The sequence below is a fragment of the Hylemonella sp. GW821-FHT12C09 genome, assembly GCF_058807395.1.
Genome location: NZ_JBXAQQ010000006.1, coordinates 262516 through 277663, shown reverse-complemented (window position 1 = coordinate 277663; position 15148 = coordinate 262516). Strand labels below are relative to the sequence as shown.

The following is a 15148-nucleotide window of genomic DNA, read 5'->3' as shown; positions in this document are numbered from 1 at the left end:
ACAAGCCTCAAAGCACGAGCCCCCGGTCCCCCAGCCCATGAAACGCGGTTTCTACACCATCATGTCGGCGCAGTTCTTCAGCTCGCTGGCTGATAACGCGTTGTTCGTCGGTGCCGTGCAGCTGCTGCGCAGTGAGGGCGCACCCGAGTGGCAGCAGGCGGCGCTGGTGCCGATGTTTGCCCTCTTCTATGTGATCCTGGCGCCCTTCGTGGGCGCTTTTGCCGACGCCCAGCCCAAGGGCAAGGTCATGCTGATCAGCAACGGCATCAAGATCATCGGCTGCCTGATGATGCTGTTCGGCACGCACCCGCTGATGGCCTACGCCATCGTGGGCCTGGGCGCCGCGGCCTATTCGCCGGCCAAGTACGGCATCCTCACCGAACTGCTGCCGGCCTCGCAGCTGGTCAAGGCCAATGGCTGGATCGAGGGGCTGACCATCGCCTCCATCATCCTGGGCGTGCTGCTGGGTGGCCAGTTGGTCGGGCACGCCATCTCTTCCGCGCTGCTGACCATCGACCTGCCCCTGATCAACACCGGCATCGACAGCGCACCGGAAGCGGCGATCTCGGTGCTGATCCTGGTCTACCTGCTGGCGGCCTGGTTCAACACCCGCATCCCGCACACGGGTGTGGAGATGCGACCCATGCCGAAGAACCCGCTGGCCCTGCTGCCCGACTTCTGGCGCTGCAACACCCGGCTCTGGCAGGACCGCCTGGGCCAGATCTCGCTCTCCACCACCACGCTGTTCTGGGGCGTGAGCGGCAACCTGCGTTACATCGTGCTGGCCTGGGCCGCGGCCGCGCTGGGCTACAGCGTCACGCAGGCCTCTTCGCTGGTCGGCGTGGTGGCCATCGGCACGGCCGTGGGCGCCGTGGTGGCGTCCATGCGCATGCGGCTGGAGGACGCCACGCGCGTCATGCCCCTGGGCATCGGCATGGGTGTGCTGGTGCTCCTGCTCAATTTCATCGACAACGTCTGGCTGGCCGCGCCCTTCCTGGTGCTGCTCGGCGGCCTGGGCGGCTTCCTGGTCGTGCCCATGAACGCGCTGCTGCAGCACCGTGGCCACAACCTCATGGGCGCCGGCCGCTCCATTGCGGTGCAGAACTTCAACGAGCAGGCCTGCATCCTGGGCCTGGGTTTCCTCTACAGCTTCTCCACCGGCATGGGCCTGTCGTCCTTCGGCGCCATCACCGGCTTCGGCGTCCTGGTCGCCGGCTTCATGTGGCTGATCAAGCGCTGGCACGAAAACAACTGCAAGAAGTACCCCGAGGAAGTCGAGCATCTGCTCGACATCGCCCGCAACGACCACCTGCACGGCTAGATTGCCGCTGCGCTGAGGCCCCCCTGCGCTAATATTCCCTGCACCATGGCCACGCGCACCCGCCACCTCGCACCTCAGGACCTGCAGCCCGGCATGGTGCTGGCCCAGGCCCTGACCCTCGTCGAGCACGGCATCGTCACCTACACCCTGCCGGCCGGGCATGTCCTGACGCAGGAGAACCAGCACCAGCTCGCCAGCCACCATGCCGTGTGCGTCCAGGTCGCGCAGGACGACACGCGCACCGATGCCCAGCGCGAGGCCGATGCGCTGCGCCAGGCTGGCCGCCTGAAAATGATCTTTCGCCATGCCGATCTCAGCCTCCCGGAAAGCCAGGCGCTGATCCAGGCGCTGCTGACGCACCGGAGCGCATGATGCCCATCCAGGCCAGCGCAGTCGTGGCGAAGTTGCATGCGCTGCCGGCGTTTCCAGCCATCGTCACCCGCATCCTGGATACGCTCAACGACGAACGTGCCGCACTCGAGCTGCTGGAACAGCATCTGCAATCCGATCCGGTGATCAGCGCGCGCATCCTGTCGGCCGCGAACCGGCTGATCCGGCACTCCGGGCGCGAGCCGGTCGGCGATGTGCACACCGCCGTCAGCTACCTGGGCCTGAACCGGGTTCACGACGTCGTGGTGTCCACCAGCCTGCTGGACTTTGCGAAGAACAGCCATTGCACCAGCGTGTTCTGGGAGCGCAGCCTGGCCGTGGGGCTGTGCGCGCAGGAACTCGCCGGGCTGGCCGGCGAGAACCCGGACCACGCGCTGGTGGCCGGCCTGCTGCATGGCGTGGGCATCCTCTGGCTCCAGGTCTGCCACCCGCACGAATACCAGCAGGTGCTGATCGAGCGACAGCTGCACGACAGCGACCTGGCGCAGACCGAACGCGCCTTGCTGGGCATCGATCACCTCGAGATCGGCCGTCTGCTGGCCGAGCACTGGGATCTGCCCGGCGACATCGTGCAAGCCATCGCCGGCTACCGCACGCCGGCGCACGGCGCGCTGCCGCCGCTGGTGGCCGTCGTCCATCTGGCGACCGTCATCTGCAGCGGCCTGGACCTGCCCTTCCAGCCGGACAGCGAAGTCCGCCACCTTGCACCCCAGGCGCTGCGCGCACTGGGCGAGAACTGGGAAGACAAGATGCCAGACCTGCTGGGCCGGGTCGAAGTGCGTTTCGACCAGTCCCGCACCCTGCTGGAATAGGACCTGCCAAGCGCCGGTCCTGTCTGCGTTTCTCATGCACAAACAACTTGCCGCCTGGGCCCTGGTGCTCAACGCCTTTGTCTGGGGCGTCTCCTGGTACCCCTTCCGCCTGCTGGAGGCCGAAGGCCTGCACCCGCTGTGGTCCACCTTCCTCATCTATGTGCTGGCTTTCGCCGGCCTGCTGGTTTGGCGCCCCGGGGCCTGGCGCCACTTCCTGCGCCACCCCCTGCTGTGCCTGCTGCTGGTGGCCTCGGGCCTGACCAATGTGGGCTTCAACTGGGCCGTCACCATCGGCGACGTGGTGCGCGTGGTGCTGCTGTTCTACCTGATGCCAGCCTGGTCCGTGCTGCTGGCCTGGCTGCTGCTGGGTGAACGCCCGGGCCTGTCCGCCCTGCTGCGCCTGCTGCTGGCCCTGGCCGGCGTGGTCGTCGTGCTCAAGACGCCGGGCTCGCCCTGGCCCGTCCCCAGCGGCCTGGCCGACGGGCTGGCGCTGCTGGGCGGCTTCAGCTTTGCGCTGACCAATGTCTTGCTGCTCAAGCTCAAGGACACCCCCGACGAAGCGCGCATGACGGCCATGTTCGGCGGCGGCGCGCTGCTGGCCCTGGCCACGGCGCTGCTGGGAGGCCCTTCGGGGCTGGTGCCGCTGCCACCCGCCTTCGCCACCGACTGGCTGCTGCTGGTCCTGCTCACGAGCCTGGCCTTCCTGGCGGCCAACCTGGGTCTGCAGTACGGCGCGGCCCGCCTGCCCGCGGCCACCACCGCTCTGGTCATGCTGACCGAGGTGGTGTTCGCCAGCGTGTCCTCGGTACTGCTTGGCGCAGCCGAGCTGGAGACACGCACGCTAGCGGGCGGGTCGCTGATCCTGCTGGCGGCGCTCTGGGCCTCCTGGGGAGAACGCGGCCACTGAGCCCGGGCTGGCGCTGCTAGGATGGCTCCCAAGCAACAAGGAGACCCGCATGCAACGCCGATTCATCGCCGCCCTGGCCGCCACCCTGCTCGCGCTGGGCACGACCAGCGCCTCTGCGAGCGACTACCCCAGCAAACCCGTCACCGTGATCGTTCCGCAGGCCGCGGGTGGCTCCAACGACATCGTGGGTCGTCTCATCGCCCAGAAGCTGGGTGAGACCCTGCCCGGCGCCGTCGTGGTGGAGAACCGCCCCGGCGCCGGGGGCAACATCGGCACCGTCTACGTGGCCAAGGCACCCAAGGACGGCCACACCCTGCTCATGACCATCAGCAGCGCGCAGGCCATCAACCCCGCCGTCTACAAGAACCCGGGCTTCGACCCGGTGAAGGACTTCACGCCGCTGGCCCTGGTGGGCTCCGTGCCCAATGTGCTGGTGGTCAACCCGGCTTTCCCGGCGAAGAACCTCGCAGACTTCCTGAAGCTGGTGAAGGCCAACCCCGGCAAGTACCCCTACGCCTCGGCCGGCAACGGCACGCTCAACCACCTGCTGGGCGAAATGCTCAACAGCACTGCGGGCGTGAAGCTGCAGCACATCCCCTACAAGGGTGTGGCCCCGGCCATGACGGACGTGATCGGCGGCCAGGTGCCCATGGCCTTCACCAGCCTGCCCTCGGTGCTGCAGCACCTCAAGGCCGGGCGCCTGGTGGCCATCGGCGTGAGTTCGCCCGGCCGCTCCCCGGTGCTGCCCGACGTGCCCGCCATCGGCGAACAGGTGCCGGGCTACAGCGGCACGCTGTGGGTGGGCCTGTTCGCCGCGCGCGGCACGCCGCCGGAGATCGAGGTCCGGCTGCAGGACGCCATGAAGAAGGTGCTGGCCGCCACCGACACGCAGGAGAAACTGCAGGCCCAGGGGGTGGAACTGGCCAATGCCACGCCGGCGCAGTTCGCCACGCAGCTGCAGGAGGACATCACGCGCTGGGCCAGGATCGTGAAGGAATCAGGCGCGACGATCGACTGAGTCGCAGCCTCTGTATCGCCGATCCACGTCCAATCCACCACCATGCCCTCTGTCTATGATTTCGAAGCCGAGACGATCGGCGGCCAGCCTGTCGCCCTGAACCAGTTCCGGGGGAAAGTCTTGCTGGTCGTCAACACGGCCAGTGCCTGTGGTTTCACACCGCAATTTGCGGGTCTGGAAGAACTGCACGCGAGCTATGGCCCCCGGGGTCTGGTCGTGCTGGGTTTTCCCTGCAACCAGTTCGGCGCCCAGGACCGCGGCAACAACACCGAGATCGCCAGCTTCTGCCAGCTCAACTACGGTGTGAGCTTCCCCATGATGGCCAAGATCCAGGTCAACGGGCCGCAGGCCCACCCGCTCTACCAGTGGCTGGTACGGGAGGCGCGGGGCCTGCTGGGCACGAAGTCCATCAAATGGAACTTCACCAAGTTCCTGATCGGCAAGGACGGTACGGTGCTCAGGCGCTATGCGCCCCTCACGAAACCCGGGCGCTTGCAGCGCGATATCGAGGCCGCGCTGGCCGCCTGATCGCCCGGCCGGCTTCAGGCCTGCGCCAGCGCCTCGTCGAGCAGCTCCACCCAGTGCTTCACCGGTGTGCCGGTGCCGCTCTGCAGGTGCGTGATACAGCCGATGTTGGCCGAGACGATCTGCTCAGGCTGCATCTCGCCCAGGTTCTTGAGCTTGCGGTCGCGCAGCTCATAGGCCAGCTTGGGATTGAGCACCGAGTAGGTACCCGCCGAGCCGCAGCACAGGTGCGGCTCGACGCGACAGGTGTTGATCTTGAAGCCCAGCGCACCCATGTGCTCTTCCACACCGCCGCGCAGCTTCTGCCCGTGTTGCAGGGTACAGGGCGGGTGAAATGCCACTTGCGCGGCCTTGGCGCTGACCTTGCCGCGCAGTTTCTCCACGAGTTCGGGCAACAGCTCGCTCAGGTCTTTGGTCAGGTCGCTGATGCGTTGGGCCTTGGCCGCGTACTGCGGATCGTCCCGCAGGATGTGACCGTACTCCTTCACGGTCACGCCGCAGCCGGAAGCGTTCATGACGATGGCCACCACGCCGCTCTCCACGTGGGGCCACCAGGCGTCGATGTTGGCCCGCATTTCGGCCTTGCCGCCGTCCTGGTCGTTCAGGTGGAACTTCACGGCGCCGCAGCAGCCGGCCTTGGCGGCCACCACGGTCTGCAAACCGGCGGCGTCGAGCACGCGCGCCGTGGCGTTGTTGATGTTGGGCATCATGGCCGGCTGCACGCAGCCGGCCAGCATCAGCACCTTGCGCGCATGGGTGCGCGTGGGCCACGTGCCGGCATCTTGCGCAGCGGGCACCTTGGCCTTGAGGCTGGCGGGCAGGAGGCCGCGCACGAGCTGGCCCATCTTCATGGCCGGTGCGAACACCGGCGAAGGCAGGCCCTCTTTCAGCGCCCAGCGGGTCAGGCGCTCGCTGGCGGGGCGCGGCACTTTCTCATCGACGATCTTGCGACCGATGTCCACCAGATGACCATAGTCCACCCCCGAAGGGCAGGTGCTCTCGCAGTTGCGACAGGTCAGGCAGCGGTCCAGGTGGGCCTGGGTCTTGCGCGTGGGCGCCTCGCCCTCGAGCACCTGCTTGATCAGGTAGATCCGGCCACGCGGGCCGTCGAGCTCGTCGCCGAGCAGCTGGTAGGTGGGGCAGGTGGCGGTGCAGAAGCCGCAGTGCACGCATTTGCGCAGGATGGCTTCGGCCGCCTGGCCGTCGGCCGTGTGCTTGAACTCGGGGGCGAGGTTGGTTTGCATGGCGGCTCAAAAATCAGGGTAGAGGCGGCCGCGGTTGAAGATACCGGCCGGATCGAACTGCTTCTTCAGTTCACGGGTGATGCGGTCCAGCGGCGCGGCCAGCGGCGTGAAGACACCGGCGCTCTTGTCCGTGGCACGGAACAGCGTGGCGTGGCCGGTGGTGGCATCCAGCACCTTGTTCATATCGGGGCGCTGCGGCAGCGGCAGCTTGAGCCAGCGCTGGGCGCCACCCCATTCGATCAGCGTGGGGCCCAGGCCCAGCGGCGGCGCGGTGTCGGGCACACTCAGGCGCATCAATGACTCGCCCTCGGCCAGCTGGAAAAACGGCGCGGTCTGCTCGCGCAATGCGTTCCACAAGAGCGTGGCCTGCCCGGCGTCCATGACGGTGCCGCCCATGCTCTTCTGCGCAGCGGCCACGGCCGCCTGCGCACCGCGCAGGCGCACCATGAGCGCGCCTTCATGCCAGCAGGAGGCGTTCACGGGCAGGGGCAAGGCAGCCCAGGTGTTGAGTTGGGCCAGCGCGCGGGCTTCGTCCAGTTCGAACACCAGCGTGCTTTCGGCCACGGCGCGTGGCAGCACCTTGAGCGAAACCTCGGTGATCACGCCCAAGGTGCCCATGGCGCCGGCCATCAGGCGCGAGACGTCATAACCCGCCACGTTTTTCATGACCTGGCCACCGAAGGTGAGCAGCTCGGCGCGGCCATTGAGCAACTCCAGCCCCAGCACATAGTCGCGCACCGCGCCCACGCTGGCACGCGCCGGACCGTTGAGGCCACAGGCGACCATGCCGCCAACGGTCGCCATGGCGCCGCTGGTGGCAAAGTGCGGGGGTTCGAAGGGCAGAACCTGGCCACGCTCGGCCAGCACTTCCTCGACCTCGGCCAGCGGGGTGCCGGCACGCACGGTGATGACGAGTTCACTGGGTTCGTAGCTGACGATGCCCTGCAGGGGCCGGGTGTCCAGCAGCTCGCCTTGCAAGGACTGGCCGTAGAAATCCTTGCTGCCGCCGCCGCGGATGCGCAAGGGGGTGCCGGCCTCGGCGGCCTGGCGCACGCGCTCGATGATGTTTTGGAGGGCTGTATCCATGCCGCCATGTTAACGGGTGGCCGGTGTGCGGACGAAAAAAGGCCCGCTTGAGCCTAAGCTCTTGCGGGCCTGAACCAGAGGAGACTCTCGCTTGCTCTGGCGCGACAGCCTGCACGCGCGGTGCGGGCTGCCGTCCATTGCTCGTTTAACGGTTGTAGGCGGTTTCGCCGTGGGCCGTGATGTCCAGGCCCTGGCGCTCGTCTTCTTCGCTGACGCGCAGGCCGATGGTCAGGTCCACGATCTTGTAGGCGATGAAGGAAACCACACCCGACCAGACGACGGTGATCAGCACGGCCTTGGCCTGGATCCACACCTGCGCGGCGATGGAATAGTCGGCCGGAGCCACCATACCGGCCGTAACCCAGTCACCGACCAGGCTCGGGCCACCCAGGGCCGGGCTGTTGAACACGCCAGTCAGCAGAGCGCCGACGATGCCGCCGATACCGTGCACGCCGAACACGTCGAGCGAGTCGTCGGCACCGAGCATCTTCTTCAGGCCGCTGACACCCCACAGGCAGGCGAAACCGGCGACCAGGCCGATGATCAGCGCGCCACCGATACCGACGTTGCCGGCAGCGGGGGTGATGGCCACGAGGCCGGCAACGGCGCCGGAAGCGGCACCCAGCATGGAGGACTTGCCCTTGAGCAGCGCCTCACCGATGGACCAGGCCAGCACGGCAGCGGCGGTAGCCACGAAGGTGTTGGCGAAGGCCAGGGCGGCGAAGCCGTTGGCTTCCAGGGCGGAGCCGGCGTTGAAACCGAACCAGCCCACCCACAGCAGGGAGGCACCGACCATGGTCAGCGTCAGGCTGTGCGGGGCCATGGCTTCCTTGCCGTAGCCAATACGCTTGCCCACCATGTAGGCACCCACCAGGCCAGCAACGGCGGCGTTGATGTGCACCACGGTACCGCCGGCGAAGTCCAGCGCGCCCATCTGCCAGATGTAGCCGGCCTTGCCGTTCATGGCATCAACGACTTCCTTGGCAGTGTAGGCGTCCGGGCCCATCCAGAACCAGACCATGTGGGCGATCGGCGCATAGCTGAAGGTGAACCACAGGGCCATGAACATCAGCACAGCCGAGAACTTCATGCGTTCGGCAAAGGCGCCGACGATGAGCGCGCAGGTGATGCCGGCGAAGGTGGCCTGGAAGGCTGCGAACACGATCTCGGGGATCACCACGCCCTTGCTGAACGTGGCAGCGCTGGCGAAGGTTCCCGCGACGTTGTCCCAGACACCCTTCATGAACAGGCGGTCAAAACCACCGATGAAGGCATTGCCTTCCGTGAACGCGAGGCTGTAGCCGTAGATGAACCACAGCACCACGATCAGCGAGAAGGTCACCATGACCTGCATCAGCACCGACAGCATGTTCTTGCTGCGGACCAGGCCGCCGTAGAACAGGGCCAGGCCGGGCACGGTCATCATGATGACCAGCAGGGTGGCCACCATCATCCAGGCGGTATCGCCCTTGTTGGGCACGGGTGCGGCAGCAGCCGGTGCAGCAGCGTCTGCGGGCGCCGCAGCAGCCGGGGCGGCAGCCGCTGCAGGAGCGGCGGCCTCGGTGGCCGGGGCGGTCTGGGACCAGACGGCAGCCGAGCCGGCCAGCAGGCCCAGGCCCAGCACGAAGGAGACGATTAGTTTTTTCATGTCAGTGTTCTCTCTTGTTGTGGGAGCCTCAGAGCGCTTCCTTGCCGGTTTCACCGGTGCGGATACGCACGACCTGCTCGAGGTTGTACACAAAGATCTTGCCGTCGCCGATCTTGCCGGTACGCGCCGAGCCTTCAATCGCCTCGATGACGCGATCGACCAGCTCGTCGGACACGGCCGCCTCGATCTTCACCTTGGGCAGAAAGTCGACCACGTATTCGGCACCGCGGTACAACTCGGTATGACCTTTCTGGCGGCCAAAGCCCTTGACCTCGGTGACGGTGATGCCCTGCACCCCGATGGCCGAGAGGCCTTCTCGCACCTCATCCAGCTTGAAAGGTTTGATGATGGCTGTAACGAGTTTCATGGGTTCTCCTCTGGTTTGAGTTGAATTTAGAAGGTGTACTTCACACCCAGCACAACAGTGGCGGCTTCCAGTTGGCGACCGTTGACCTTGTAGAGACTGGCCTTGCCGTCGGTACCGACCGCTGCGATGGTAGCGGACAGGCCCTTGCCCAGATCCTTGGCCAGCGTGACCGAGTAATCCGTGTAGCTATATTGCTTGTTGGCGGCACCCTCGATTGCCTGGTAGCCCACGTGCGGGACGACAGAGTAACCGCTGCCCAGGTCAAAGGTGCCCGACAGGTCATAGTAGGTGCTGCCACTGCTCTTTGCGTAGCCGAACAGGTCGGAGAAGGCGTAAGAAACCTTGAAGGTGTAAGCGCCGTAGCTCAGAGCACCGTAAGCCTCGTCGGTATTGGCGTTGACATTCGATGCAGGAGAAGCGTCCTTGTAGGTGTTGCCGATGTACTCGTAGCGCAGGTAGCCAACGTCATAGGACAGATCTTTGGTGATCGCGCCCTTGTAACCGCCATACAGGTCGAGTTCAACGTCGCCCTTCGTTTCCACGTTGGCGGCCGTGCCAGCTTCCTTGATCCAACGAATCTGCGAAGCCCATGCGCCAACGTAGAAGCCGCTGCTGTGGGCATAGTCCACGCCGCCTTGCACGGCCGGGGCCAGGGCAGACTGGGCGATACCGCGGTAACGGTATTCGCTGACAGCGCCCACGTTGTAGGCCAGCTGGGCCATGACAGAAGAGCCAGCGGTCAGGGTCAGGGCGGCCAGGGCGATCTTGGATTTCAGGTTCATGTCTTACTCCATCAGAGGGTTAAAGGGGACGAACTGGATAAGCAGGGACCGTGCCAGCTCTCGCCCACAGAATTTCCACACGAATGTGTACACGTATCCGTACAAGCTGCGTTAAGATAGCTGTACAAACATACAGATTGCACCAATTGCGTGCGTCTTCTGACAAGCAAGCACAAGATTTGCACCGATTTGTGGAGGAAGTTGTCATGAGCCTGTCACTGGTGCATAGCCGGGCCCTGCTGGGGCTGGAGGCCGCCGCGGTCACGGTGGAAGTCCATCTCGCCAACGGCCTGCCCAGCTTCACGCTGGTGGGGCTGGCCGAGACCGAAGTCAAGGAAGCACGCGAACGCGTGCGCTCGGCCATCCTGAACGCCGGGCTGGAATTCCCGCACAACAAGCGCATCACGGTCAATCTGGCGCCCGCGGACCTGCCCAAGGACTCCGGCCGTTTCGACCTGCCCATCGCGCTGGGCATCCTGGCAGCCAGCGGGCAGATCGACCCAGCCGCCCTGACCGGTCACGAATTTGCGGGCGAACTCTCGCTCTCGGGCGAGCTGCGCCCGATACGCGGCGCGCTGGCCATGGCGCTGGCCCTGCGTGCCATGCCAACCCGGCTGGTGCTGCCGCCGGGCAGCGCCGAGGAAGCCGCCCTGGTGCCGGACATCATCATCTACAGGGCCGGTCATCTGCTCGATGTGGTGCAGCAATTCGTGCCCAGCCGCGACCCGGCCGTGAGCGACTCACCCGCCTGGTCACGCCTGGCTACGCAGCCGCTGCAACCCCGGGACGAGGGCCCCGATCTGGCCGACGTCAAAGGCCAGGCCGGTGCGAAACGGGCCCTGGAGATCGCTGCGGCCGGCGGCCACAGCATCCTCTTCAGCGGCCCGCCGGGCGCCGGCAAGTCCATGCTCGCCGAGCGTCTGGCCGGCCTGCTGCCCCCCATGTCCACCGACGAGGCACTGGAAAGCGCGGCGGTGGCCAGCCTGGCCGGGCGCTTCGATCCGGGGCACTGGGGGCGCCGCCCCACTTGCAGCCCGCACCATTCCGCCAGTGCCGTGGCCCTGGTGGGGGGCGGTTGTGAATCACATCAAATTACTGGAATAAACATTAATTTGCTGTACCGGCCAGAGTAGTTCCGGCTAGGTAAAAGCGCTTCACAGCGCCCTTACGTGCCCAAAGCATGAACTCCTTGCTGAATCACTGCTAGGTTCGAGCATCGGGTTCCAGCCTAACCTGAGGCGCGGAGGCCCTTTCGGCCCCACACTTCAGCCCGCGTGCCTTGAACCTCTCGAACCCAGTTCTGAATGCTCCAAGTAGCCCCATAATGACAAATTCCTTTTATATTTAGCAGATTATGAATCTTGTAATATACATTTACTTGATTTATCTCGACGAGCCATGATAATTAGGCTTATCAAAGGTCTCTGAATGAGAAATAGGCTTAGCATCATCGACACTCTCGAGTCAGCCCGCAAGGCGCAGGGCTTGACCCAGGAAGAACTGGCCCTGAAGGCCGGCACCAGCCGTGTCACGGTCGGGCGCGTGGAGTCCGGCTTTGACCCCAAGCTGGCCACGGTCCACGAGCTGGCACGTGCGCTAGGGCTGGAGCTGCTCCTGGTGCCCAAGGTCCTGGCCGGCGAGGTCCAAGCTTTCATCCAGTCGGGAGGACGTGTGCTGGCTCAGCCCAGTGGCGTCGGTGCACCCGACTCCGTCGTGACCCAGGCCTTGGCCATCAGCCAGGCGACACACAGGCTCACGCAAGAAACCAGCAATGAGCTGGAGAACGTGCATTCCGCCAGAAGCCTCGCCCGGCAGCTCTCGGCCCGCAACGCGGGGGTGCGCACCCCTCAGCCAGCAGCCGTTTGGTCGGCCAGAAGTGTGGCCCAGCAAGACCTGACATCTCATTTCGTGGAGCGCATGGATCTTCCAGTTGACGCCTTCAGCCTCCCCGCAGCCCAAGAAGTAAACAAGGGCAAGGGCCCGGGCATCTCTGCTGCAGCCCTGGCCCGCCTGCAAGGTCTCTCGCCTCCCAAGGGCGGCAAGAAATGAGTGCTGTCCGCGCGAATGCGCCGGGCACGATACGCTACCTGCGCATGTACCTGTATGCGCCCGAAGGCGCGCGCATGCCCATCGGCTACCTCTCCAGCTACGGTGACATCATGCGGGTGTCCTTCGATGCGGACTACATCAACGACCCGCAGCGCCTGACCCTGTCCTTGAACTATCGCGGCTCGAACGACGCGCAGACCAGAGACATCCTCTCGGCGAAGAATGATGTACGGGTGGTCACAACCTCAGGCCGCTGGCCAAGCTATTTCGAGAATCTACTGCCCGAAGGGCACAACCGCACCCGCCTTGCCGATCAACGCGGCTGCAGCGTCGACAATGAGTTCGAGCTGCTGGCCGCGGCCGGCCACGACCTCATGGGCGCGCTGGAAGTGGAGCCCATGCCCACAGGCGAGGACATCCCGACCGCCGTGCGGCACTGGCACACGGCGCTGGGCCTGGATGTGCTCGAGCCCGGCTTTGTGGAAACTCCTGTCGAAGATGGCTCGGCCATCCCGGGGGTAGTAACCAAGTTCTCTGCGGTACACGATGGGCGCCGCTACGTCGTTCGCCGACATGGCCACGCCGGCAGCCACATCCTCAAACTGCCCAACTCCGTGCACCCGGACATGACCCTCAACGAGTACGCCGGCTACGCACTGTGTGCAGGCCTGGGACTCAATTGCGCCAGAGCCAACCTGATCACGCGCGAGGAAGCGGCCTTGCCAGAGCAGGTGCCATTCGAGTTCATCCTGGCGGTGCAGCGTTTTGACCGCATTGACGGGCGGCGTGTGCACATGGAGGAATTTGCACAGGCCATGGGCCTTACCCCGAGTCAGAAATACGGCCACGAACTACTGCAGGACTACGGCCAGATGCTGCGCGTGCTCAATGAACAGTCCGCACGCCCGGCCCAGGATGTGAAGGAGTTCCTGGGGCGCATGGTGGCGTTCATCCTGATGGGCAACACCGACGCGCACCTCAAGAACTGGGCTCTGCTTTACGAGGACGGCATCACCCCGACACTTGCACCTTTGTACGACCCGGTGAGCGTGTCGAGCTACTTCAAGGGCTCGCCCAAGTCTTACGGGCACAACCGCGCCGTCGACGAGATCGTGTCCAGGTTTGGCTGGGATGAGATGACGCAGCTCATCGAGCGAGGCGGCTTTTCTCGGCCGTCGAGCCTGATCCGCCACTGTCGCGACTTGGTGGACCTGGCCAAAGCGACCTGGCCGAAAACGCTGGAAGACTACGCGGCCCCGCCGTCCATGGTGGAAGAGATCTCAGATCGGCTGGCTGGCAAAGTGGCTTTGGCACGATAGGCCGGCGGCTGATCAACCCGCCGAACGGTTGGCGATCAGCCTTCGCACAAATGAGGACACTTTGTCTATTATGGTAGACAAATGATCGCGCCTGACTCGCTCTCCGTCTTGGACTGCCAAGTGCTTCTGCAACTGGGCAACCGTCTCCAACTGCAACGCAAAGCTCAAGGCCTGAGCACAATCGAGATGGCCAAGCGGGCCGGCATCTCTCGTATGACCCTCAGGGCTGTGGAGTCAGGTGACCCGAGTTCGTCCATGGGGTCATATCTTCGCGTCATGGCCGTTCTGAACTTGAGTGGAGAACTGGCATTTGTCGCCGTTGACGGACGTCTGCCTAGGCAGGCAGGTTCTGACACCGTGCGATCACGACGTGCTAGATCCACTGCTCAAGTCGTCATCTCTGCGGATGAGACTCGTCACCAACTACAGGACCTACAGAGCCTCGCCTTGCACCGTCAGGCAGTGCGCGTAGTTCAACAAGATCCGGTTCTGCTCGACAGGGCCAACAAGATTCTGAGCCGCTGGCTCACTACCAGACCCAACTCACGCTCTGCCCCCCTTTGGCAGGAATGGGAGCAAATCCTGAAATATCAATCGTGGCGCAAGATCCTGAGATCGAGCCAGCGGGCCCAACAACTACGGCAGGCTTCGCCTCTGGTCACAGTGCTCCCGGAGGCCATCAGGCTGCATGTGCTTGCGCAAGTGAGGGATCTCAAGAAGGGTGTCACGCTTGGCAAACACGCTCTTATTAGAGACATTTAACGGCCGGTGGCGGCTCCCGGCCAGAAAGATAGTTCAGGAAGCGGGCCTTGCGTGCAGCTATAAGTCGGCACCCTGGCGCATCCGGGACTCCTGTCGCCGGAACCATAACTGTTCCGCGACGGGAAGCATAATCGTGCCACCAGGGTGTTATAGGGCTATGCTTGCTGCCCGTATTACACGCCCTCGCGTTCAGTCGGCACCATCTTAGTAGCTTGCAGCTTTTCCGAGGCCCGCCGACAGGCCATTTCGATGTTCTTAAAAACCCGATCTAAGTTTTTGAAGGCCTCGTTTTGGTCGTCGCCGAAGGCTTTGAAAAGAAGCAAGACCTGATGCCCTCGGCCGGGGTCCCCGAAACGCGAGACGATGTTGCCGTCCTTGCGTTGATGTACGGGAATCAGGTCCTTGTACAGAGCGCGGCTGCCGGCGAATCCGACGGTGCCTTGGCTCCGATTGAGTTCTTGATCAATAAAACTCAGCTCCCTGCCCAATGTGTTGTAGAGAAGGTTGAACCGGTCATCGCAATTTGCTGACAAGTCACGATGCATCACCATCAGTCGCCCGTGAACGCACAATAAGTGCTCCGAGTATTTGGAGTCATGCGGCCCAGGTCCACGTAGCGCACAATCGCAGCTTTCCAGCAACGAATCAGGCCCGTTGATCCAGGCAAGGAATTGGTAAAAGGTTTGAATCGCCGCTTCATGCCCAAAGACGACAAAATCTTCTAATACCTCGGCTATCCGCTCCGGATGGCGCTTGAAATCAACAAAACTCGCCCCGCCGGGTCTTGAAGAGACATATGGATGTACACGAGCTTTCTTGAAGCCTTCGCTCTGATCCTGATAGACGTCCATTGTTTCTCTCAGGCGTTTGCCGAGTTGACTGTAGTCAGCATCGTGCATGCCTCAACGGTGAAAGTCA

General features: G+C 64.3%; 15 protein-coding genes and 1 pseudogene. 10 read left to right on the top strand and 6 right to left on the bottom strand.

The annotated features are described in order from the left end of the window. The first annotated feature begins 37 nt into the window (after window positions 1-37). From lplT to AC1RRP_RS12300, 6 genes are read left to right on the top strand one after another with little or no spacing between them, the layout of a single operon-like run. The gene (gene lplT, locus AC1RRP_RS12325; RefSeq protein WP_493036562.1) at window positions 38-1321 is read left to right on the top strand and encodes a lysophospholipid transporter LplT; all 1284 of its coding nucleotides are present in this window, start codon (window positions 38-40) and stop codon (window positions 1319-1321) included. 45 nt (window positions 1322-1366) lie between these two features. Further along, the gene (locus AC1RRP_RS12320) at window positions 1367-1693 is read left to right on the top strand and encodes a hypothetical protein (protein WP_493036560.1); all 327 of its coding nucleotides are present in this window, start codon (window positions 1367-1369) and stop codon (window positions 1691-1693) included. Beyond that, window positions 1690-2523, top strand: a complete 834-nt coding sequence (locus AC1RRP_RS12315) for an HDOD domain-containing protein (protein ID WP_493036558.1) — start codon at window positions 1690-1692, stop codon at window positions 2521-2523. Before AC1RRP_RS12320 ends, AC1RRP_RS12315 begins: the two co-directional genes overlap by 4 nt. A 34-nt stretch (window positions 2524-2557) precedes the next feature. Continuing rightward, window positions 2558-3430: a DMT family transporter gene (locus AC1RRP_RS12310; RefSeq protein ID WP_493036556.1), complete on the top strand. Its 873-nt coding sequence runs from the start codon at window positions 2558-2560 to the stop codon at window positions 3428-3430. Between the two features lie 49 nt (window positions 3431-3479). Continuing rightward, window positions 3480-4448, top strand: coding sequence for a Bug family tripartite tricarboxylate transporter substrate binding protein (locus AC1RRP_RS12305; protein ID WP_493036554.1), 969 nt, complete (start codon window positions 3480-3482; stop codon window positions 4446-4448). A gap of 42 nt (window positions 4449-4490) precedes the next feature. After that, entirely contained in the window at window positions 4491-4976 is a 486-nt protein-coding gene (locus AC1RRP_RS12300) for a glutathione peroxidase (protein WP_493036552.1), read from the top strand. Window positions 4977-4990: 14 nt separating this feature from the next. Here AC1RRP_RS12300 and glcF read toward each other — a convergent pair whose 3' ends face one another. The 5 genes from glcF to AC1RRP_RS12275 all read right to left on the bottom strand — a co-directional run bounded on the left by glcF (window position 4991) and on the right by AC1RRP_RS12275 (window position 10100). After that, on the bottom strand, window positions 4991-6217 hold the full coding sequence (gene glcF / locus AC1RRP_RS12295) for a glycolate oxidase subunit GlcF (RefSeq protein ID WP_493036550.1): 1227 nt from the start codon (window positions 6215-6217) through the stop codon (window positions 4991-4993). Window positions 6218-6223: 6 nt separating this feature from the next. Further along, on the bottom strand, window positions 6224-7303 hold the full coding sequence (gene glcE / locus AC1RRP_RS12290; protein WP_493036549.1) for a glycolate oxidase subunit GlcE: 1080 nt from the start codon (window positions 7301-7303) through the stop codon (window positions 6224-6226). Window positions 7304-7448: 145 nt separating this feature from the next. Next, window positions 7449-8951, bottom strand: coding sequence for an ammonium transporter (locus tag AC1RRP_RS12285; RefSeq protein ID WP_493036547.1), 1503 nt, complete (start codon window positions 8949-8951; stop codon window positions 7449-7451). 28 nt (window positions 8952-8979) lie between these two features. Then, on the bottom strand, window positions 8980-9318 hold the full coding sequence (gene glnK, locus AC1RRP_RS12280) for a P-II family nitrogen regulator (protein WP_174253652.1): 339 nt from the start codon (window positions 9316-9318) through the stop codon (window positions 8980-8982). 26 nt (window positions 9319-9344) lie between these two features. Next, window positions 9345-10100: a TorF family putative porin gene (locus tag AC1RRP_RS12275; protein ID WP_493036545.1), complete on the bottom strand. Its 756-nt coding sequence runs from the start codon at window positions 10098-10100 to the stop codon at window positions 9345-9347. A 206-nt stretch (window positions 10101-10306) separates the two neighbouring features. On the opposite strand from AC1RRP_RS12275, the pseudogene AC1RRP_RS12270 reads away from it, so the two are divergent. The 4 genes and pseudogenes from AC1RRP_RS12270 to AC1RRP_RS12255 all read left to right on the top strand — a co-directional run. Beyond that, window positions 10307-11176: pseudogene (locus AC1RRP_RS12270) on the top strand (YifB family Mg chelatase-like AAA ATPase); the annotation flags it as partial. A gap of 352 nt (window positions 11177-11528) precedes the next feature. Beyond that, window positions 11529-12149, top strand: a complete 621-nt coding sequence (locus AC1RRP_RS12265) for a helix-turn-helix transcriptional regulator (protein ID WP_493036543.1) — start codon at window positions 11529-11531, stop codon at window positions 12147-12149. Continuing rightward, window positions 12146-13468 (top strand): type II toxin-antitoxin system HipA family toxin, encoded by a 1323-nt coding sequence (locus AC1RRP_RS12260; RefSeq protein ID WP_493036541.1) that lies wholly within the window; start codon window positions 12146-12148, stop codon window positions 13466-13468. The genes AC1RRP_RS12265 and AC1RRP_RS12260 overlap by 4 nt, the downstream gene beginning before the upstream one ends. A gap of 81 nt (window positions 13469-13549) precedes the next feature. Beyond that, on the top strand, window positions 13550-14230 hold the full coding sequence (locus tag AC1RRP_RS12255; RefSeq protein WP_493036539.1) for a helix-turn-helix transcriptional regulator: 681 nt from the start codon (window positions 13550-13552) through the stop codon (window positions 14228-14230). A 173-nt stretch (window positions 14231-14403) separates the two neighbouring features. Here the strand turns inward: AC1RRP_RS12255 and AC1RRP_RS12250 are convergent, their stop codons facing one another. Next, window positions 14404-15129, bottom strand: coding sequence for a hypothetical protein (locus tag AC1RRP_RS12250; protein WP_493036537.1), 726 nt, complete (start codon window positions 15127-15129; stop codon window positions 14404-14406). Window positions 15130-15148: the final 19 nt, after the last annotated feature.

Bases quoted from the DNA above. Each gene is read 5' to 3' on its own strand.
- lplT (WP_493036562.1), top strand. From the start codon at position 38: ATGAAACGCGGTTTCTACACCATCATGTCGGCGCAGTTCTTCAGCTCG.
- AC1RRP_RS12320 (WP_493036560.1), top strand. From the start codon at position 1,367: ATGGCCACGCGCACCCGCCACCTCGCACCTCAGGACCTGCAGCCCGGC.
- AC1RRP_RS12315 (WP_493036558.1), top strand. From the start codon at position 1,690: ATGATGCCCATCCAGGCCAGCGCAGTCGTGGCGAAGTTGCATGCGCTG.
- AC1RRP_RS12310 (WP_493036556.1), top strand. From the start codon at position 2,558: ATGCACAAACAACTTGCCGCCTGGGCCCTGGTGCTCAACGCCTTTGTC.
- AC1RRP_RS12305 (WP_493036554.1), top strand. From the start codon at position 3,480: ATGCAACGCCGATTCATCGCCGCCCTGGCCGCCACCCTGCTCGCGCTG.
- AC1RRP_RS12300 (WP_493036552.1), top strand. From the start codon at position 4,491: ATGCCCTCTGTCTATGATTTCGAAGCCGAGACGATCGGCGGCCAGCCT.
- glcF (WP_493036550.1), bottom strand. From the start codon at position 6,217: ATGCAAACCAACCTCGCCCCCGAGTTCAAGCACACGGCCGACGGCCAG.
- glcE (WP_493036549.1), bottom strand. From the start codon at position 7,303: ATGGATACAGCCCTCCAAAACATCATCGAGCGCGTGCGCCAGGCCGCC.
- AC1RRP_RS12285 (WP_493036547.1), bottom strand. From the start codon at position 8,951: ATGAAAAAACTAATCGTCTCCTTCGTGCTGGGCCTGGGCCTGCTGGCC.
- glnK (WP_174253652.1), bottom strand. From the start codon at position 9,318: ATGAAACTCGTTACAGCCATCATCAAACCTTTCAAGCTGGATGAGGTG.
- AC1RRP_RS12275 (WP_493036545.1), bottom strand. From the start codon at position 10,100: ATGAACCTGAAATCCAAGATCGCCCTGGCCGCCCTGACCCTGACCGCT.
- AC1RRP_RS12265 (WP_493036543.1), top strand. From the start codon at position 11,529: ATGAGAAATAGGCTTAGCATCATCGACACTCTCGAGTCAGCCCGCAAG.
- AC1RRP_RS12260 (WP_493036541.1), top strand. From the start codon at position 12,146: ATGAGTGCTGTCCGCGCGAATGCGCCGGGCACGATACGCTACCTGCGC.
- AC1RRP_RS12255 (WP_493036539.1), top strand. From the start codon at position 13,550: ATGATCGCGCCTGACTCGCTCTCCGTCTTGGACTGCCAAGTGCTTCTG.
- AC1RRP_RS12250 (WP_493036537.1), bottom strand. From the start codon at position 15,129: ATGCACGATGCTGACTACAGTCAACTCGGCAAACGCCTGAGAGAAACA.